Raw genomic sequence first — 19,960 nt, 5'->3', positions numbered from 1 at the left:
CGGTCGCGCGCTCAGAAACGGGCGAGAAGGGGTATGGTAGGGCAGGAAGAGACGGAGCGGTCGCGGCGAGGGGCGAAGTCGATGACGTGGAAGATGAATGCGGGAGTTTCGGAGGCGGGCGCTTCGCAGGGTAGCGCGCATCGGGGTGCGGGCGCGCATGCGAGCGGCTCCGCAGTCACGTCTGCGGAAGAGCCCCTCACTGATGAGCTGCTGCATGAGCTACTCACTGTCTCGAGCCCCATCGAGTTTACCGAGGCATATAACATCGGCCATCGAACGCTTTCCGAGTACCTGAACCAGTTGCTTGCCGAGAAGGGCCTTCGCCGCGCGGATGTGGTGCGTGAGGCTGGTATCAACGAGACCTTCGGCTATCAGATCTTCAAGGGGCAGCGTAACCCCACGCGCGATAAGGTGCTGCAGCTCGCGTTCGCGCTCGGGTGCGATTTGGTCGAGACTAACCGGCTGCTCAAGGCGGCCGGCGCAAACGAGCTCTACTGCAAGGACCGGCGAGACGCCATCATCCTCTTTTGCATCGACCGTGGTATGGGCCTCACCCGTACCGACGAAGAGCTTTACCGCTTCGGTGAGGAGACGCTCGTGAGCTAGGGAGATGCTGGCTGTTTGAAGTGCTTCTCGACGCCGGAGCCATCCGCCCCATCGCGATTTCAACTTTTAGGCACTTCCTGACGCGGCGGGCGGGTACGGGCGAAAGAGGGGGAGGCAAAGGCGCAGCCCAGGCGGCCGTCGTTCTCTCGGGGGCGGCGTGGCTACTCGGGACCTCTGCTCCAGAGTGCCCAAAAGCTGAAACTCCGATCGCTCTTGACGATGGAATCAGCGCCTCCATAGATTTTCGAGTGCCATTTCCTTTGGTACGATGGACCCATGATCAAACCGCACGACATTCCAACGGGCAGCGGCCCTCGGCCCGAATCGGGGCGCGCGGCTGAGCGCGACGAACTCGGCGCTTACCTCGCCGCTGTTGCGCGCGAAGACTGCTATCGCGTGGTGCGTCCGCTGGGCGCGGCGGCGCGAATGGGCGCGGATCCCTCCGTCGCCGGTCAGGCGGGAACCATCACGGAGCTCGTGCAGTTCGAAGGGGCGAATGGGGCGACGCTCGGCCCCTTCGTGCGCAAGCGCATCGATCTTGCCCTCGGTGTGGGTACGGCGTATCAGGAGCTCTACGAAGCCCAGTGCTCCGGTGCGCGGTTTGCCCACGCGCCCAGAATCGTTGAATGCTATAAAACGGGTAGAGAGCTCGTCGTGGTGTCCGAGTTCATACCGGGCAAGACCCTCGACGCCTTCGTAAACGAAGCGGGCCCCTCGATCGAGCTTTCGCTGAGCGTCGTTCCCGCGGTGTGTGCGGCCGTGGCGGAGCTCCATAAGGCCTTCGATCCCCCTGTCGTCCATCGAGACCTCAAGCCGGCGAACATCATCGTGTCCGAGGGCCCATCAGGGCTTTCCGCGACGCTCATCGACTTCGGCATCGCGCGGCGGTATCGCGAGGGAGCAGCTGCGGATACCGTTCGGTTCGGCACGCGATCGTATGCTCCGCCCGAACAGTATGGCTTTGGGCAGACGAGCGTGCGGAGCGACATCTATGCGCTCGGCATGATCGCCCTCTTCTGCATTACGGGCGAAGAGGCCCACGGGCAGCCGAGTGCGGAGTCTTTGGCGCATGCAGGCGTGACGGGGCCGTATGCCGATGCGATTCTGCAGGCAACGTCGTTCGATCCGGAACGTCGCTTTGCGAGCGCCGAGGCATTCTGCACCGCGTTCGCCCGGCGTGGAGCGCGGGGAGGGCAGGCCGTTTCTGGTGAGCATATAGTTTGTGTCGAGTGCACGGCACGCGGCGATCTCGCCTCGTTTGATGGGAAAGACACGGCAGCGAGCGGTGCTGAGGGCGAGAGCCGCACCACCCCGGCAGCGAGCGGCGCTGGGGGCGAGAGCCGCACGGCCCCAGCAGCGAGCGGCGTCGCAGGCGGCGGCCGCACGGCCTCGAATACGGGCTCGCGTGCTTCATCTCAGGCATCAACGCCGCGGCAGCAGCTTCGGGCGACCGCGGACCTTGCGAAACGCATGCGAGCGTTCGCTCGGCGCATGCATACGGTCGCGATGGGGCATGCGTGGAATATCCTGCTCGCGCTCGTCGCGCTGCTTTTCATCGTCATCGCTACTCAGCAGGTGGGTGGGCCCATCAACGGGCAGATGTATCCCTTCTGGTATGCGGCGTACATCACCTATGTTCTTTGCTTGCCAATCGTGCTCGGTATTCTGTACCTCATGGTCGACCGTAGGAGCCTTGCCTGCGTGGCGCCGCGCCTTGCCGCTCGCCCGCGGCGGCGAGATGCTCGGATTATTTGCATCTACCTTGGATTTGCTTTTGCAGCCGGCGTGATCGCGAGCCTATTTGTCTAATTGACATTACCGACGAAACGTCAATATGTTCTTGACCGAGCAATTTGTTAGGCGCACAATAGCGTTTTGCGAATTTCTTTGGGAGGAAACCGTGAAGCTGGAGTTTGGCCAGCGCGCCGACCTTGCCGATATCAGGCGCATCGGCATCCCGCGCGCGCTTTTGTACTACCGCTACGGCATAGCGTGGCGAACCTTCTTTACAGAGCTTGGGCTCGAGGTCGTGCTCGATGCGCCGTCTGATCGCGGCACGCTCGAAGTGGGCGATCGTCTTTCCGTCGATGAGTGCTGCCTTGCATCGAAGCTGTTTCTGGGCCATGTGGCGGCGCTTGTCGACCAAGGGGTCGATGCGGTCTTCGTGCCGAGCCTCATGGGCTATGGTCGCTTCGATACGTTCTGCACCAAGTTCCAGGCTCTTCCCGATCTTGCCGAGAATGCGTTTATCGTGGCAGGGCGTCGTGTGCGCGTGGTGTCCTTCCGCATCGATGAGCTCGCTGGCGAGACGGAGGAGGCGGCGTATCTCGGTCTCGCGGCGCGCTTTGGTGTGACTCGCAAGGAGGCTCGCCGAGCCTACAAGGCGGCCATCGCAGCGCAGCGCGACTATGACGACGCGATGGCGCGCGAGCAGGAAAAGCTCGTGCGGAGCATATCCAAGCTGCCCGCGGCAGAGCGCCCGCTTACCATCTTGCTTGCCGCGCATCCCTACGTGAGCCACGACCCATTCGTGGGCGGTGTGGTGGAAGATGCGCTGCGCGAGCAGGGAGCCTGTGTGCTCTTTGCCGACGAGGCAGACAAGGCGCGCTCGCTCAAGAAGAGCTATGAGTTCAGCCATTCCATCCCGTGGATCGTGAACCGCGAGCTCATCGGCGCGACCCTTCTGCTACACGAGCACATCGACGGCATCGTGCTCATGAGTGCCTATCCATGCGGTCCCGATTCCATGTGCGACGATGCCATAGAGCGCTGCATCAAGGGCAAGCCCATCCTCACGCTCACCGTAGACGCCCAAGCGGGCACGGCGGGCGTCGAGACGCGCGTCGAGAGCTTCATCGACATCTTGGCGTATCAGAAGAAGGGAGGATACCTCCATGCGTAGCTTCCAATCCCAACCTGAGCAGAGCGCTGGCGAGCCCAAGGTTAAGAATCCTGCCGAAGAGCACGGCCGCATCGTTATGCGCGACGGCGCGCCCCGCCCGCTCTTTTTCACCGGCAAGCGCCCCAAGCGCCGCAGGCATTCTCGCCATAAGGTCGCCTTCTTCCATTTCCGCTACTACGAGCCAGCGTTCAAATACTTCACCGAGCAGGTGCTCGATGCAGATTTCGTTCCTACGCCTACGCCCACGCGCGCCACGATCAAGCGCGGGGAGGAGATGAGCGCGGATTACGTCTGCACGCCGTTCAAGCACATCATCGGCGACTACGCAGCAGCGCTCGAGCAGGGTGCCGACACGCTCGTGCAGGTCACGGGTTTCTGCCGTCTTAACTATTATGGCGAGCTGCAAGAGATGATCCTGCGCGATGCGGGGTACGAGCATTTCCAGATGCTCAACTTTTCCTATGTGGCCACCGGCAAGATCCGGGATTACGTGGCGTATTGCAAGAAGGTGGTGAACCCCAACCTCTCGATTCCGCATGGCGTCAAGAACCTGCTCGGCGCCTACCGCATGGTCGAGCACATCGATACCTTCCGCGACCGGTACCTTGCAAATGCCGGCTTTGAGACCGAGCCCGGGTCGTTCGCTCGGGTTCGCAAGGAGTTCCTCTCGGCCATGAACGCCGCGAAATCGAACGGCGATATCGAGGACGGGTTCCGCCGCGCGATGGATGCGCTCGATGCGCTGCCAACGAATAAGCCTGAAGATCCCGTGCGCGTTGGCATCGTGGGTGAGTACTACACGGCGCAAGACCCTACGAGCTGCCTGAACCTTGAGCAGAAGCTTCTTGATATGGGGGTCGAGCTCAGCAACGCCATGTCTATCTCGGCATTTAACCTGCACTATAACGCGCAGGCTGCCCGTGAGAGCATTGCCGAGTACAGCGTGCACGACATGGGGCCCACGTCGACGTTCAACATAGCGGCGGCAAAGCGCTTCGCAAAGGCGGGCTACGACGGGCTCGTCCACATCAAGAGCGCGGGGTGCACCCCGGAGATTGACGTGATGCCCGTTCTGCAGCGCCTGAGCCGCGACTACCATATCCCGGTGCTCTTCCTCACCTTCGACACGCAGACCTCGGACGCGGGTTTGGACACGCGCCTCGAGGCGTTCTACGACATGATTGCGATGAGAAAGGTCCGTTCATGAAGGCATATCTCGGTATCGATACCGGTTCTATCTCCACCAAGGGCGTGGTGATCGACGAGAACAAGAAGATCATCGCACGAAGCTATCTATGGACCGAGGGCGACCCTTCGGGCGCTGTGCGCCGTGTTGTCGACGACCTTAAAGGCCAGATCGACCTGGACGAGGTGCACGTGATGTCAATCGGCACCACCGGTTCGGCGCGCCGCCTCGTTGGCGCGATGCTCGAGGCGCAGGTGGTTAAGAACGAGATCACGGCCCATGCGGTGGGTACAACCTTCCTGCATCCGGATGTGCGTACGATTCTCGAGATCGGCGGCCAGGACTCGAAGATCATCTGCATCGAGAACGGTATTGCCGTGGACTATGCCATGAATACTCTGTGCGCCGCCGGCACCGGTTCGTTCCTTTCGAGCCAGGCGCACCGTCTGGGCGTCGAGGTGGAGGAGTTCGGCGAGATAGCGCTTACCTCCGATAAGCCCGCGAACATCGCGGCGCGGTGCACGGTCTTCGCCGAGAGCGACTTGGTGCATAAGCTGCAGGTTGGCTACGAGAAGCGAGATGTTATTGCTGGGCTATGCCGTGCCGTGGCAACGAACTACCTTAACAATGTTGGCAAGGGGAAGAAGATCGAGGCTCCGGTGGTGTTCCAGGGTGGTGTATCGAAGAATGTGGGCGTGGTGCGCGCGTTCGAAGATGCGCTCGGCCAGAAGGTGATCGTGGACCCCGACGGGCACCTCATGGGGTGCTTCGGCGCCGCGCTCCTCGCCGCCGATGCGCCTGTGCTGCGGAGCGAGCCCTTCATGTTCAACATCGACGATTTCGAGTTCCGCACGCGAGAGGTCGTGTGCGGACATTGCGCTAACCATTGCGAGATTGTGTGCGTGTATCGCGACCAGGATCTTATCGATTCCTGGGGCAACCGCTGCGACCGCGGCGCCATTCGCCCGAAGCCCAAGCCCGCGGTGGCATAGCGCGGCGTCTGAATCTCGCCCGAAAAAATAACGGGTGTCCGAAAGTTGCCCGGCAAAGCCGTCGACTTGGGACACCCGTTCTTGGTCTTCAGTACGATATGCAGCTACGTTAGATCCGGTTCATCTCCGAACCGACCTTGTTGTACCAGTCCTGCCAGGTAGGCGGGCAGTAACGCTTGGCTGCGGCAACGGTAAGGGTCGTGCCGTACATGTTCTTAAGGTAGCGCACGTGCGCGGTGATGCCCTCTTCCCAGCTGCCGAAGGAGCGGAAACCGCCGCCAGAGGCGGTCCAGCCCCACGCGTTGTGAGAGTTGGCGCAGTAGGTGCCCTTGCTGCTCTCGATGCAGGAGATGGCGGGCGACCAGCGCGGGTCTACGCCGTAGTCCCAGGCGGCGGCAGCAAACGTGGCGCCATAGCCGGCAAGCGGCGAACCAGCCAGATAGGCATCGATGCGCCCAGTCCACTCAGCGATGAACTCTTCCCTCGACACGGTCCAATCAACACCGGGGGTGACCACGACGTTGGCTTCCTGACCGCTCTCGGTGGCGTTGCTGTACGGGTTCTCTCCGCTCACGCCGGTTCCCTCGCCGGGATTCGTGTCCGCGGCGGCAGCCGCGAGCTCGGCTGCGGTCTCGGCCTCAGCTTGCGCCTGCGCCTGCTGGCGCTCCTGCTGCGCGGCCGCAAGCGCGTCGGCGGCCTTCTGCTTCTCCTCCTCGAGCTGCTTCTTCTGCTCTTCAAGCTCAGTGCGCTTCTGTTCGAGTTCGGCCTGCATGTCGTTGAGCTCTTCGATCGTCTGGCTATTGGAATCCTGGATCTGGCTCATGTAGGTGCTTGAGGTGATGAAATCGCTCAGGCTGCTCGAGCCGACCATGACGCCCACCAGCTGGTTGGATCCCTGCTGGTACTTGTACATCTCGCGCATGGCGTCGCTTGCTGCCTGCTGCTTCTCGGGAATCTCCTGCTCAAGTTGCTCGATGGCGGCGGTGTTCTCGTCAATCTGAGCCTGCAGGGTCTCGAGCTTGGCAATCGCGTCGTTGTAAGCCGACATGGAGTCGTCGACCTTCTGGTTCGCCGAATCGAGTTCCGCCTGCGTCTCCTCGGAAACTGCGAAAGCAATGGTGGGGGAGAGCACGGGCGCCGCAGTGAGAGCGACGGCGAGCACGGCGCAGGTGATAGCGCGGGCGGGCCGGTTGGCGATCACGCGGACGATCGAACGATGTGTATCACGCATATATGTCCTCGACATTCTGCTTGCCTGAAACGCAGAAGCGATTATAGTATGCGATTTCTTATTAATAGCCCCTCTCCCAATCCTTAAGGTTCAAGTTGAAGGTTTAACATAAGCCTTCACCTGCACGTTTGGCGAATCGTTGAGAAACGATGGAGTTTCAACCTCACCTTTAAGGTTAAGGTTCCGGGGGCTGTTCGAGACAATTTGGGACGAACGGCGCGTGAATATAATAGGAGGCGCCCGGCGTTCCCAAGGAAGTGAGCGATAGCGACGCGCGGCGCCCGGTCCTAGAGAGACGTTGATTGCATCACCGGGGCGATCGGGATTTCAACTTTTGGGCACTTTGAGGCAGAGTGCCCGAGTAGCAACGCCGCATCCGGGAGAGCGCCGGCCGTCTGAGCTGCGCTTTCTCTTTCCGCTCGCTCGCCTGTACCCGCCCGACGCGTCAGGAAGTGCCCAAAAGTTGAAACCTCGCTTGATCGGATGGCCCCGACGCCCAATAATCAGCGCCTCCCTAGCCAAGGAGCGCCAGCGACACCGTGCAGGTGGGTTAAGCAAAAGGCGCAGCTACCAAAAGGCGCAGCTACCAAAAGCCGCGGCCACCAAAAAGCCGTTATTTAATTCGTGGCAGAGAGGAACTTCTTGCGAGTGAAGAAGTTGTACCACGTCACGCAGAAGGTAGCGATGACCTTCATGGCCTGGTAGGCGATGTTCAAGATGGTGACGCCGGCGAACATGAGCACGTCGGTGAGGCCGAGCCCGATGCAAGACAGGATGGCGAAGATCGTGAACTCGCGTTTACGGCTCATGTCGTCGCGGTGCTCGAAGACGTACTTCATGCTCAGGGCATAGTTAAGCGAAACGGACACAAGGAAGGAAACCGTGGTGCTGACGAGGTAGTCGATACCAAAGCCCTCGGTCAAGATGACGAGCAGCAGCCAGTCGACCACGAAGGAGAAAATCCCCACCGCAGCGAACTTCATGAATTGCTGTGTCGAAGTCTTGTTGAGCGCGTCGCGCACGTAATCACTCCAAATCGCAGAGGCACACCGCATGGAACGGCGCGTCGTTTTCGATTGCATACTATAGTGATTTATCAACGATTTGTAAGCTTAGGCGAACGATTTTATTAAGAACGCACGGAAGCGACGCGAAATCTGCGCATTTGGTCCGTCTCAGACCGCAATTCGGGACAAGCGGAGCGAGCTGCGGGCCCGCATCCATCTCAGGCGAGATTTGCCACGGGTCGCTCTCATGACTCTTCTCCCTCGAGAAAGATCTTGCGGGTCACGAAGTTCCAAACCATGACCACGGCGGTTGCGAAGATTTTCACGAGGCGGTAATCGAAGGAGGCGAGGTCGGTTCCAGCCCAGATGAGCAGGTCGTTGATGCCCAGGCCAATGGCGGAGAGCACAACGAAGATTACGAACTCGCGCGTGCGGCTCATACCCTCGCGGTGGCTGAACACGTAGCGCATGCTCGCGGCGTAGTTGAAGATCACGGAGATGATGAACGATACCGTTGCCGAGAAAACGGGGCCGATGCCGAACACCTCGGTGAGGAACACCATCACGCCGAAATCGATGACGAATGCGATGACGCCCACGACGCCGAATTTCATAATCTGTTCGATGAGCTTGCGCATGGCGCCCTTCTCCAAGGTAAAGCGTGCGTTTGAAGCGGCCGTGCTGGATTCTAGCACGTCTGTCCGGCGGGTGCCCACGCGCTAGTGTTCTTCGAGGGCGCCGGTGCGATAGGCGTCGAGGAGCAAACGGAGATCTTGGATCTGGTCGCGAATCTCTGCGCCGGTATCCGTGTCACTCACCATGATGGGCCGCTCCGCGCGGGCGAAGTGGTCGGTCTCGCTCTGGATGTCGGCGTTGCGCTCGATCGCCGCGGCAACGGTGGTAAAGGCCTCGTGTGCCTTGAGCCGCATGCCGCGCGAGCTCGATATGAGCGTATAGCCGGCGATGCCCGTGCGCGGATGGTAGGCGCTGCAAAAGCCCCCGTCGATCACGAGCAGTTTGCCTCCGGCGCGTATGGGCTTTTCGCCGCTTTTCGTCTTCACCGGCGTGTGTCCGTTGATGATGTGACCGTGCTCGGGCTCCACACCAAATTCGCGCAGAACGGCATCGCACGCCGTTGCCTCGTGCGTGAGGGTGAAGTAGGGGTCCATGGGCTCTGCCCACGTCGCCTGGTCCTCAAGGTAGGCGCGCTCGAAGGTCTTCACATAGCGGCCCGATGCGGGGGAGCGATACCCGATCCACAGGTACCAGAGCCAGTCGAGCGCGGCGCGGTCGTGGTCGCGCCAGGCGCGGCGTGCGATGCGGTCGCAGAAGTCGAGGTAATCGCGGCCGCTTCTCCAAGTGCCTTCGCAATTCATGCTGGCGAAGGTGCCGTCTTCGTTCATGGGAACGCATCCGTGGAAGAGCAGGTTGCCATTCCGCACGAGATACATCGACCCATGGCGGAAGAGGAACTCAACATGGCGGCGGAGGTGATCGGAACCGGTGAACTCCGAAACAAGCTTATCGACGATGCGCTGCTCAGACGCGGTGAGTTCGTACGGGTGCTCGGGGTCGAGGGTGGGGAAGTCGCGCGTTGCAAGCGACCACGTGCCATCCTCGAGGCGGACGGTACCCGCCTTAAGGTCGATGTTCTCCAAAAGGAGGCGGCCCTCCATATCGAATTCCGGGTGGCGCTGGATGATTTGTCCCTCCAGCTTGAAGAGCAGCACGTTCACCGCCTTCATGAGCGGCGTGATGCGATCACCCGCGCGATAGGTTCGATCGGCGAACGAGACGAGCTCGCGCAGGGAGATGCCGTAATCGTTCTCGAGGATCTCGTAATTGCCGTAGCGCAGGTTGTTGCGCAGCACCGAGATGACGCACGCTTCCTCGCCCGCGGCCGCTCCCATCCAGAGGATATCGTGATTGCCCCACTGGATGTCCAGCCGCTGGTGCGTGCAGAGCAGCAGCCGGTCCATGATTTTCGCTGCTCCTCCGCCGCGGTCGAAGATATCGCCCACCAGATGTATGTGGTCCACTGCGAGCCGCTTGATGAGCTCGGCGAGCGACGAGATGAAATCTTCCGTAGAACCGGTCTCGAGAATCGAGTCGATGATGCGCTCGTGGTACCGCACGCGGTAGTTGTTCTCGTCGGGATGCGTGTGCAGGAGCTCGTCGATGATATAGGCGTAATCATGCGGGATGGCCTTGCGTACCTTAGAACGCGTATAGCGGCTCGAAAGACGGCGCGCCACGGCGATGAGCTCGTCGAGCATGGTCTTGTACCACGTGGGCGAATCGCGGTGGGCATCGTGCGCCAGGGCGATTTTCTCGTGAGGATAGTAGATGAGCGTGCAGAGGTCGGCCTTTTCCTGGTCGGAGAGTTCGTTGCCGAAAATCTCGTCGACGTGCTCGCGCACCACGCCCGAGCAGTTATTGAGGATGTGCATGAACGCCTCGTATTCGCCATGGAGGTCGCTCATGAAGTGCTCGGTGCCCTTGGGCAGGTTAAGGATGGCCTGGAGATTGATGATCTCGGCGAAAACCGCTTGCTGCGTGGGAAAGTGCTCGGATAGAAGCCTCAGGTACTTGGCGTGCCTATCGAAGCGCTCGGATGTGACCATGACTCTCCTTTGCCGTTCCGCTGGCAGGCCGGGGGCTGTTCGCCCTGACCCATTGTTAACCATATAACGAGGGAAGGCAAACCATGTGTGGTGAAGGTGAGGCGTGATGGAGGTTGGGTGCGCGGCGGGTGTAGGGGCGTGATGAATGTAAAGAATGTTGGAAGAAAAACCGGGGGACCCACAACTTCTTGTTGAAAAAAGCTACACTTACGAATTGATTGTGCCGGGGCGTTAATTATTACCTCGCGCAAAAATGAAAGGTATGTTCGGAAAGCGGATTGATCGTGGCGGATATCGAGGGCAAGGGTACGCGGCCAAGTGCCGATAAACCGACGTTCCGCAACGAGGGTGGTGCTACCCGGGGTGCGCATTTCAAGACGTCGTCGGGCGAGCAAGGCGAAAGCCAGGCGCGGTCTCACGGCAGGAACGCGGCTGCCGGACCGGTAGGCTCGCCGCGCGGTGCCGCCAAGCCCGTTGTGCCTGCTGCTGCAGGGATTCCCTCCGCCAAGCCCGTGAAGCCCGCCGCCGGGGGCCCTGCTGCGGAGCCCGTGAAGCCGGCGGGTGGTGAGCCGGCAGGCGGCGAGGAGCTTCGCCGTGTGAAGAAAAAGAAGCACAAGGCGCTGAAGTACGTCGGCATCGGCTGCGGGAGCCTGCTTGCGCTCGTTGTCGTCTTCGTGGCTATCTTCGCCGTGTGGTTCGGCATGCTGGGCTCGTCTATGAGCATCAAGGACAATGCCGAACGGCAGGAGCTTGAAGAGGAGCTCACTCCGGTAAACTCGGCTTCCGACCCGTTCTACGTTCTCATCTTGGGCAGCGATGCCCGCGAAAGCGATTCGGGAAGCCGAAGCGACGTCATCATGCTTGCGCGCGTGGACCCCTCGTCGGGCAGCGTGGGCCTTGTCTCCATTCCGCGCGACACCATGGTCACCATCAACGGGAGTACCCAGAAGATCAACGCCGCGTATGCGCATGGCGGATCGGCCATGGCGGTGCGCGCCGTCTCTGAGTTCGCCGGCGTGCCCATCTCGCACTTCGTGAGCGTGCATTTCGAGGAGCTCGAAGAGATCGTCGACATGCTCGGCGGCGTTTGGGTGGATGTTCCCGAGAGCTTCTCTGCAGGCAACGGCGGCATGGGCTTCGAGGCAGGTAACCAGCTTCTGAATGGCCAGCAGGCGCTTGCCTATGCCCGCGAGCGCTATCACGTGAGCGGCGGCGATTTCGGCCGCGCCCAGGCCCAGCGCCAGATTGTCGAGGCGGTCATCCGCCAGGTGCTCGCGAGCTCGCCTGTCGAGCTCCCCGGCCTCATCGGCCAGCTTGCCAACTGCATTACCACCGACCTCTCGGTAACCGATATCGTGGGGTACGCCCAGGAGTTCCTCGGCAAAGAGCTTACGGTGTATTCCGCCATCTGCCCGAGCTACACGCTCAACCAGGACGGCGTGAGCTATGTGGCCACGATGTTCAACGAGTGGAAGCGCATGATGCAGCTCGTGGATGCCGGGCTCGATCCTAACGACGCAACGGCCGAGATTCCCTCGGAGCAGGCGAATAACGCCGATCTGGGTGCTGCGAGCAATTCTCCCGCACCGCGCGACTACGAGGATCTTGCCGCGAATGCGATGACGACCGACGACGTTGCTGCCGTCGAATAGGTATAGGAAGGACACGGAAGGGCACAGATGACACTCCTCGAACTCTTAACCCTCTTGCGGAAGCACCTCAAGCTGGTGATCATGCTTCCGATCGTCTGCATGGTGGCCATGGGCCTTGCCAGCGTGCTTATGATGAACGACACGTACACCGCCACAACCGACATGTACGTGCTCGCCTCGAGCGATGGGAGCAACTCGAGCTCCGCGCTTTCCAGCGACCTTTCGGCGAGCCAGATGCTCACGAACGACGTCGCCACGCTCCTGCAGAGCGACCGCGTGATGACCGATGCCGCCGATCAGCTGGGGCTCCCGAACCTTCGCGGCTACGACATCACGGTGACGAGCGAGAGCACCACGCGCGTGATAACCCTTCAGGTGACGAGCTCCGACGCACAGGGCTCTGCCAACGTCGCGAACGCGCTCGCAGACTGCGTGTCGAACGTGGCGCAGGAGGTCATGAACGTCGAGAGCGTCAACGTGATCGACGAGGCTCCCACGCCGGAGGCGCCGAGTGGCCCTAACCGCATGCTCTATGTTGCCGTTGCCGCCATGGCGGGGCTTTTCGCCGCGGTGGCCATCGTGGTGCTCATGGACGTCATCGACACGCGCGTGCGCAGTGCCGAGGATGTCGAGGAGCTCTTGGAGCTGCCCGTAATCGGGCGCATCCCCCAGATGAAGGGAGGGCGATAAGCCATGCCGCGCAAGAAGAAGGCCTCTTCCGATGCCCTCGTGGTTCAGAACGCCGCGAAAACGCTGCTTGCCAACATTCGCTTCGCCAGCGTCGACCGCCCGGTGAAGTCCATCGTGCTCACGTCGTCCGTGCCCAACGAGGGGAAGTCGACCGTGGCCTACAACCTTGCCCAGGCAATCGCCTCGAGTGGCAAGCGCACCCTCATCGTTGAGTGCGACATGCGCCGCCGCTCGCTTGCCGATATGGTTGGCGCGCGTGCACGCCACGGCATCTATGCCGTGCTTTCGGGGCAGGTGGAGCTCGATGAGGCCCTCGTGGCCACATCGCATCGCAACCTGTTCTTCCTCGATAGCGAGCCCCATATTCCCAACCCGGCGGATATTCTCTCCTCCCAGCGTTTCCGCAAGCTCGTTGCGCAGATGGAGTCCGACTTCGATTACGTGGTGATCGATACGCCGCCGGTGGGCACGTTCGTCGATGCGGCCATCATCGCCACGCTTGCCGATGCCACCGCACTTGTGGTGCGTGAGCGCTTCGTGAAGCGCGCCGAGCTGCAAAACGCCTACGACCAGCTCAAGAAGGCCGATGCAAATGTGATCGGCGTCATCATGAACATGTGCGAGGCCGAGAGCAGCGAGTACTACTACGCGTACTACAACAAGGAGGGCAAGCGCGTTCGCAAGAGCGAGGGGCATGTTTCGGACGGGCCCCAGCTGCCCCAGCAGCGCGGCTCGGTCGTTGAGGTGCGTGACGAGCCGGTCGTTCCCGCCACCCCTGCACGCCAGCAGCGTCCCGCCCAGAAGAAGGTCTCGCCTTCCGAGACGGCGGCGTTTACCGCTGCTGCGGCAGCGTCGGCGTCTGCGCAGGCGGTAAAGCCCGTGGACGTCCATCGCGCGGGTCAAGCTACGAGCAGTCGCTTCTCACGTAAGTAAGTAGCTTTTTGCAGGCATTTGGTTCACAAACACCGGGTGTCTACGATTCATGTTCAAGGAGGTGCACAAGATGCGCGACATGCATTGCCATATTCTGCCGGGCGTGGACGATGGCGCCCGCGACCTGAACGAGAGCCTTCGTATGCTCGAGGCGGCTCGTGCCGCCGGCGTGACGAGCATCGTGTGCACCCCGCACTGCCGCGACCCGTACTTCGACTATAACGCCATGTGGGATGCCTTCGAGCTGCTCAAGCGGCATGCAGGAGGCTTCCCGCTCACCATGGGCTTCGAGGTTAACCATGCGAAGCTCATGGACCTTGGCATGGAATGGGTGGATCACCTTGCCTTCGACGGCGGGCACGAGTTCCTGCTCGAGCTTTCCACCCGTGCCGACAAGCTCATGTTCAATGAATACGAGCGAACGATCTTTGAGCTCCAGGGCCGTGGCTATACCGTGATCATCGCGCACCCGGAGCGCTATCGTGCGGTGCAGCAGGATATCGATGTTGCCCGCCGTCTGGTGAAGATGGGGTGCAAGCTTCAGGCCTCGGCGGATTTCATCGCCGGTGGAAGGTTGGGCAAGGAGAAAAAGCCAGCAAAGCGCCTGTTCGAGGAAAATCTTTACAGTTTCATTGCAAGCGACGCGCACCGCGAGGAGCATTATAGATATCTTGAGCGCGCCCGTCGCGAGTATTCCGTGAGGGGGGCACACTTTAAAGTGTAGGCTATAGCCTACGCGAGTTTCCTCTTGCGGGCAGGTCGGGCAACGGCGCGGCATTATGCCGAGAAAAACTGTCGGGGCGACGACCTTTCCGCAACAGGGAACTGTGCAAACAGAGTCCTGTGGGGAACGTGCTGCAGCGCGCGGTGCGTTCTAGCCAGGGGGGGGGTGCGGTTCTTTGCCCCCATCTGGTTGACATATCTTGTAGGCAGGCAATGGACGCCTGGTGCGCCTTGTTGTGCCCTCAAGGGGATGAATAGCTGTTCGAAGCCAGGTAAACCTGGTGTGGCGAAGCCTTGCCCGCTAAAAGTGTGGAGGGGGTGGCGCTATGCGAACGTATGTCATGCAGGTTGCCACTGGACGGGAGCGCCAGACCGTGCAGCTGCTCGAGCGCGTGCTCGGCGGTGCGACACGGGCAGAGCTTTTCGTGCCGCGGTATAGGTATCGCAAAAAGATCAAGGGTGCGTGGCAGTTCACCGAGGAGCTGCTTACGCCGGGTTACGTGTATCTCAGGACATCGATGCTCGATATCGACGAGTTGGCGCAGCAGGTGAGGCGAGCGCCCGCATTCGCGCGGGTGCTCGCGCAGGACGGCAAGATCATCCCTTTGAGTGCAGACGAGGAGCGGTGGCTCCAAGCGCTCGCGGGCGCGGGGGAGGGCCATGTGGTGGAGCCATCGTATGGCTTCATCGAGGGCGATCGGGTGGTGATCACCGAGGGCCCGCTTGTTGGCTTCGAGGCGCAGATCAAGAAGCTCGACCGCCATAAACGCCTTGCCTACGTAGAGGTGCACCTTATGGGGCGCACCAAGCTCATCAAGGTGGGGGCTGAAATTGTTAGGAAACAGGGCTGAGTTAGATGCTGCACCCAGCGCTGGACTCGATGATGAGATTCCGGTCTTGAGTCAAGTTGACACAGCTATCAGTGTTGAGATGCGCAAAGAAGCAGCTGAATTGAATACTGCGGGCAAATATGAGCCTGGGCTGCGGGAGAACGGCATCCCCGAAGATGTGCTGCAGAAGTTGCTGCCCGGTGACGACGTCATCGAGCTGCAGGAGCCGGTGGTTGGCGGCGGCTTGGGATATCGCTTCGTAAAGCGCGCGTTCGATATCGCGGCATGCGGGTGCGCGCTCATCATTCTGGCGATCCCCATGGCGGTCATCGCGGTGAAAATCAAGCGCGAGAGCCCCGGGCCCGCGATCTACTCGCAGGAGCGCGTTGGCAAGGACGGGAAGCTCTTCAAGGTCTACAAGTTCCGCTCTATGTACATCGATGCGGAGAGCCGCGGCGCGCAGTGGGCGCAGGGCGACGACCCCCGCGTCACGCCGTTAGGCAGGGTGATGCGCAAAACGCGCCTGGACGAGATCCCGCAGTTCTGGAACATCGTCAAGGGGGATATGTCCCTCATCGGGCCCAGACCCGAGCGCCCTGCGTTCTGCGAGGAATTCGAGAAGCGCATCCACGGGTGGGGCTACCGCACGAAGGTGCGTCCCGGCCTCTCCGGCCTAGCGCAGGTGACCGGCGGTTACGACCTGCTGCCGCGCGAGAAGGTCCTGCTGGACATGGAGTACATCGAGCACCGCAGCATCCGCATGGACGTCTCGATTATTCTCAAGACCTTGGGCGTTGTTAGCACGGGGGAGGGGGCACGATGAGGATCCTCTACCTTGCGGATACCTACCGGCCCGCAAGGACGGCGTGCGCCAACCGCACCGCCGTTCTTGTCGGCGCACTGCGCGACGCTGGCCATGATGTGAGCGTACTCGCATCAACCGACAGCTTGATCGGAGTACCGGGGGGCTACGAGCCCCCGGCGGGTGTTACTTACTTCGAGACGTTCCCTCTCGTCGAGAAAACGCTCGCCAACCGCCTACGCAATAACTTTGGCGGAGCGCACGAGGCGGTCAAAGCCGCCGATAGACTTGGGGACTTCGATGTCGTGGTCTGCACGACTCCTCCGCTCCTGCTCACGTCGTCGGCGGTGAAGATCGCTAGGAAGAAACGTGCCAAACTGGTGATTGACGTGCGTGACGTGTGGCCTGACGTCGCCTACGAGATGGGCAGCTTCGAACCGGGCAGCCTCTACGGACGTTTCTTCGAGCGCATTGCCAGGAAGGCCTACGCCGCCTCCGACCTCGTGGTGTCGGTGTCGCCCGGCAAGGTGGAGAAGCTGAAGGGGCGGGTCCCCGACGGCCGGGTCGTCCTCGTCCCCAACGGAATCGACGAGGCGTTCCTCGAAAACGATGTGGACCCGACTCTCGTCGAACGGCTGCGGCTGGACGATGGCCCGGTATGCGCCTACGTGGGAAACATTGGGCTCGCCCAGGGGCTGGGTACGCTTCTGGACATCGCAAAGGTGCGCCCCGGTGTGCGGTTCCTGCTGTTCGGCGACGGTGCCGACAGGGCTAGCCTTGAAGCGCGGGTTGAGGCGGAGGGAATTGGGAACGTCGAGTTCTGCGGAAAGGTGGGCGCGGGTGGCGTCTATACCGTCCTTAAGCACGCTGACGTTTCCTATGTGCCGCTCGTGAGCTCGCGGTTGCGCGATAGCATCCCTACCAAGATATACGAGGCGCTCGCCTGCGGATGTCCGGTGCTGCTTGCTGCCGAGGGCGACGCGGCGGATCTGCTGGACGCGTGCGGATTGGGCGCTCATGCTGCTCCCGAGGACCCCTCGTCGCTTCTTGATGCGTTCGATAGATTGATTGAGCGACCGTATTTGGATGGGGAACGCGCCGCTGCTTCGAAATGGGTGGTCGAGAACCATTCTCGCCAGAAATTCGCCAAAGCCTTTGTGAATAAGATTGAGAAGATGGCGGGCCAAGATGCTTAGCAGGGTCCCCCTCTACTTCAGGACGATACGACGCATGCGATCAGGCATGGTCATCTCGCGTCTTCGCGGCCAGCGAAGGTTGCCGGAGCGTACGTTTGCAGGTGACCATAACCTCTGCATGCCGCGCATGGCCATTCGCGAGCTTGACCTTGACTCGAGCTACCTCGCGCGTTTCGATGCTGATGCACTACTTGACGGTAAGTTCCTGCTCATTAACGATCGGTGCAAGGTAAATCTCGAAACTTGGAGCGTCCCCGAAGCGTCTCACCTTTGGAATTTCAACCTTCATTACTTCGAGTGGGGCGTCGCGCTCGCTGCATTCTGGCGCGAAACCGGCGATGAGCGCTACCTTGACTGCTTTAAGCGTTTGGCGTCCTCGTGGATTGGTTCCTGCTCGTACCCCGAGGGAGACGCGTGGCATCCATATACGATTTCGCTTAGGCTTGTCAACTGGTTAGTTGCCATCGACCTGTTTAGCGGAGAGATTCAGAACGATGCTGAGATCTTCGCCATCATGCGTGAGAGCATGTACCGTCAGTATCGCCATCTACTTGCCAACCAGGAGACGCATCTCAGAGCAAACCACTGGTGGGAGAACTTGAAAACGCTTGCAATCATGTCCGCCGCGTTCGGGGAACACGGTGTCCATGTTAAGGTGATGCGTCTCTTAGCGGGTCAGCTCGATGAGCAGATTTTGCCAGACGGCGTTCATTTCGAGCGCAGCCTCATGTACCACAAACTTGTGCTCGAGGGAATGCTGCGTGTTTACGTTGCTTCAGATCAGCTGGGCTTTGAGCTTCCGAGTAATTTTATGCCAAAGGCAAAGAGTATGCTTGACGCCATGGCTTCGCTTGAGCGAGGTATGGGCAAGACTCCGTTTTTCAACGATGCTGCTGACGGTGTGGCGAAGGGATGTGGCCCGTTGGCTGCCTCGTGTGCGCGTCTGCTTGACATGGATGTCGATGATTCTAAGACAGAGTTTCCCAATGCTGGCTACTACAAGCTATACAACGGTGATGTAGCGGTGATGTTTGATGCAGGGGAGGCCGGCCCCTCGTACATGCTCGGTCACGCCCACTGTGACTGTCTTTCTTTCGAGCTCTCGTATAGAGGCAAACCCATTTTCGTAAACTCCGGCACCTACGCCTATCAGAGCGATTTGCGCTCTTACTTCCGTTCGACGGCCGCGCACAACACCTGCATGGTGGACGGCGAGGAGCAGCTGGAGTGTTGGGGAGAGCATAGGGTAGGCAGAGGGTATAGATGCGTTGAGCTCGTTGAGTGTTCTAATCATTCTATTTGTGCATGTTTGACACTGGCAAGCGGTATGCAAATCGTCCGGACTCTGACCATTTCTGATGCCAGCGTGAGGATCATCGACGACTCGCCGGGACATCCTCATGCGTTCTTGCGTGCTACGTTGATGGCTAGAAGCACATCACATGTCCATCTTACCGTTTTGGTGGGAGAGAGAGTCCAGAGGGAAGCATTTTATTCCCCTGTGTTTGGTGTGATTGAACCGCGCCTCTCGGATGCGTGGGTTGGAAGAGGACATCTCGAAGCCATTCTTAAAGTGAGGGATCCGAGTTGATCGAATCTGTGTACATAGGCAGCTTCCCTCCTCCATTTGGAGGAGTGACGGTTAAAAATGCTCTTCTTTATGAGGAGCTTCAAAAGTATCTTGATATTGAGCGACTCGATGTGATGGATGCTAAGCATTTGCATCCGACTGCCCTGGTTCGACTTTTGGGGGCCATGCTTGGAAGGAAGGGGTCGGTAATCATCGGGTTAAGCTCCTCTTGGAGAAGACGGGTTTCAAGAATCCTGTATTATTTGAATCGAAAGAAAGCCCGTAGATCGATTCTCGTTGTGATGGGTGGTCGTATCGAGATCGATCAGAAGTCAATTTCGGTGATAAATGCCTTTAGACGCATTTACGTTGAAACAGAGGAGATGAAGCGGCAACTCGAATCAGCGGGTGCCAATGCCGTCTCTTTGTATCCGAACTGTAGAAGAAGGCCAGATGTTTCCTGCACGGTAAGCAATACGGTGGCGAACAAAATAAAGGCAGTCTTTTTCTCAAAAATATCTATAGACAAAGGGGCGGATGTAGTGCTGGCGGCTGCCACACGCCTGCCTGAAATCGAGTTCCATTTTTACGGTCAAATTGAAGGCGAATTTCGATTTGAGTTTGACCAAGCTGTTGCGAAGTGTGCTAATGTCTTTTACCACGGAGTGTTCGATTCGGTTATTTCGGATGCATACAGCGAGCTAAACAAATATGACGTTCACCTTCTCCCTACCCGATATTTCAATGAAGGCATTCCGGGAGTTATTCCCGAATCAAAAATCGCGGCAATCCCAACCATTGCCTCCGCGACCGAGAATACGAGGAGCCTGATAGAGGACGGAGTCGACGGTGTTCTATTGAGCGAAGTCAACGCCGAAAGGCTGTCCGGTGCTTTGCTGAAACTTGCAAATAATCCTGAGCTTCTCGATCGAATGAAGATCAAAGCCCATGAATCTGCCGAGCGGTTTTATATCGAGCGATACGGCGAAGAAATTGCTGAATGCCTAAACCACTAA

At 59.9% G+C, this 19,960-nt stretch carries 18 protein-coding genes; 14 read left to right on the top strand and 4 right to left on the bottom strand.

Annotated elements, in window-relative coordinates; translation table 11 throughout:
• Nucleotides 1–33: 33 nt before the first annotated feature.
• From HGEM_RS05815 to HGEM_RS05795, 5 genes are all read left to right on the top strand, one after another.
• Entirely contained in the window at nt 34–606 is a 573-nt protein-coding gene (locus tag HGEM_RS05815; protein ID WP_230197227.1) for a helix-turn-helix domain-containing protein, read from the top strand.
• Between the two features lie 276 nt (nt 607–882).
• Nucleotides 883–2,415 (top strand): serine/threonine protein kinase, encoded by a 1,533-nt coding sequence (locus HGEM_RS05810; protein ID WP_019128484.1) that lies wholly within the window; start codon nt 883–885, stop codon nt 2,413–2,415.
• A gap of 91 nt (nt 2,416–2,506) precedes the next feature.
• Nucleotides 2,507–3,508, top strand: a complete 1,002-nt coding sequence (locus HGEM_RS05805; RefSeq protein ID WP_019128483.1) for an acyl-CoA dehydratase activase-related protein — start codon at nt 2,507–2,509, stop codon at nt 3,506–3,508.
• Nucleotides 3,501–4,715, top strand: a complete 1,215-nt coding sequence (locus tag HGEM_RS05800) for a hypothetical protein (RefSeq protein WP_019128482.1) — start codon at nt 3,501–3,503, stop codon at nt 4,713–4,715. The genes HGEM_RS05805 and HGEM_RS05800 overlap by 8 nt, the downstream gene beginning before the upstream one ends.
• Entirely contained in the window at nt 4,712–5,686 is a 975-nt protein-coding gene (locus tag HGEM_RS05795; protein ID WP_019128481.1) for an acyl-CoA dehydratase activase, read from the top strand. Before HGEM_RS05800 ends, HGEM_RS05795 begins: the two co-directional genes overlap by 4 nt.
• Before the next feature lie 109 nt (nt 5,687–5,795).
• Here HGEM_RS05795 and HGEM_RS05790 read toward each other — a convergent pair whose 3' ends face one another.
• From HGEM_RS05790 to HGEM_RS05775, 4 genes are all read right to left on the bottom strand, one after another.
• Nucleotides 5,796–6,917: a coiled-coil domain-containing protein gene (locus HGEM_RS05790; protein WP_019128480.1), complete on the bottom strand. Its 1,122-nt coding sequence runs from the start codon at nt 6,915–6,917 to the stop codon at nt 5,796–5,798.
• Between the two features lie 617 nt (nt 6,918–7,534).
• Nucleotides 7,535–7,939: a GtrA family protein gene (locus tag HGEM_RS05785; protein ID WP_019128479.1), complete on the bottom strand. Its 405-nt coding sequence runs from the start codon at nt 7,937–7,939 to the stop codon at nt 7,535–7,537.
• A gap of 230 nt (nt 7,940–8,169) precedes the next feature.
• Entirely contained in the window at nt 8,170–8,562 is a 393-nt protein-coding gene (locus HGEM_RS05780) for a GtrA family protein (protein WP_019128478.1), read from the bottom strand.
• Between the two features lie 81 nt (nt 8,563–8,643).
• Complete coding sequence (locus tag HGEM_RS05775; RefSeq protein WP_019128477.1) at nt 8,644–10,548, bottom strand: fructose-bisphosphatase class III; 1,905 nt, start codon at nt 10,546–10,548, stop codon at nt 8,644–8,646.
• Nucleotides 10,549–10,832: 284 nt separating this feature from the next.
• On the opposite strand from HGEM_RS05775, the gene HGEM_RS05770 reads away from it, so the two are divergent.
• The 9 genes from HGEM_RS05770 (at nt 10,833) to HGEM_RS05730 (ending at nt 19,960) form a co-directional block, all read left to right on the top strand.
• Nucleotides 10,833–12,200 (top strand): LCP family protein, encoded by a 1,368-nt coding sequence (locus HGEM_RS05770; RefSeq protein WP_230197226.1) that lies wholly within the window; start codon nt 10,833–10,835, stop codon nt 12,198–12,200.
• 27 nt (nt 12,201–12,227) lie between these two features.
• Entirely contained in the window at nt 12,228–12,890 is a 663-nt protein-coding gene (locus HGEM_RS05765) for a YveK family protein (protein ID WP_019128475.1), read from the top strand.
• Nucleotides 12,891–12,893: 3 nt separating this feature from the next.
• Nucleotides 12,894–13,823 (top strand): CpsD/CapB family tyrosine-protein kinase, encoded by a 930-nt coding sequence (locus HGEM_RS05760; RefSeq protein WP_019128474.1) that lies wholly within the window; start codon nt 12,894–12,896, stop codon nt 13,821–13,823.
• Nucleotides 13,824–13,893: 70 nt separating this feature from the next.
• Nucleotides 13,894–14,547, top strand: a complete 654-nt coding sequence (locus tag HGEM_RS05755) for a tyrosine-protein phosphatase (RefSeq protein WP_019128473.1) — start codon at nt 13,894–13,896, stop codon at nt 14,545–14,547.
• Nucleotides 14,548–14,872: 325 nt separating this feature from the next.
• Nucleotides 14,873–15,397, top strand: coding sequence for an antiterminator LoaP (gene loaP, locus HGEM_RS05750; RefSeq protein WP_019128472.1), 525 nt, complete (start codon nt 14,873–14,875; stop codon nt 15,395–15,397).
• Between the two features lie 100 nt (nt 15,398–15,497).
• On the top strand, nt 15,498–16,199 hold the full coding sequence (locus HGEM_RS05745; protein WP_019128471.1) for a sugar transferase: 702 nt from the start codon (nt 15,498–15,500) through the stop codon (nt 16,197–16,199).
• The gene (locus tag HGEM_RS05740) at nt 16,196–17,374 is read left to right on the top strand and encodes a glycosyltransferase family 4 protein (RefSeq protein ID WP_019128470.1); all 1,179 of its coding nucleotides are present in this window, start codon (nt 16,196–16,198) and stop codon (nt 17,372–17,374) included. Before HGEM_RS05745 ends, HGEM_RS05740 begins: the two co-directional genes overlap by 4 nt.
• A gap of 127 nt (nt 17,375–17,501) precedes the next feature.
• Nucleotides 17,502–18,965, top strand: coding sequence for a heparinase II/III family protein (locus HGEM_RS05735; RefSeq protein WP_195891239.1), 1,464 nt, complete (start codon nt 17,502–17,504; stop codon nt 18,963–18,965).
• Nucleotides 18,962–19,960: a glycosyltransferase gene (locus tag HGEM_RS05730; RefSeq protein WP_019128468.1), complete on the top strand. Its 999-nt coding sequence runs from the start codon at nt 18,962–18,964 to the stop codon at nt 19,958–19,960. Before HGEM_RS05735 ends, HGEM_RS05730 begins: the two co-directional genes overlap by 4 nt.

This window comes from Enorma massiliensis phI, assembly GCF_000311845.1.
Taxonomy (GTDB): Bacteria; Actinomycetota; Coriobacteriia; order Coriobacteriales; family Coriobacteriaceae; genus Enorma; species Enorma massiliensis.
Note: the sequence above shows the minus strand (reverse complement) of the source record. Positions and strands in the feature narration are given on the sequence as shown.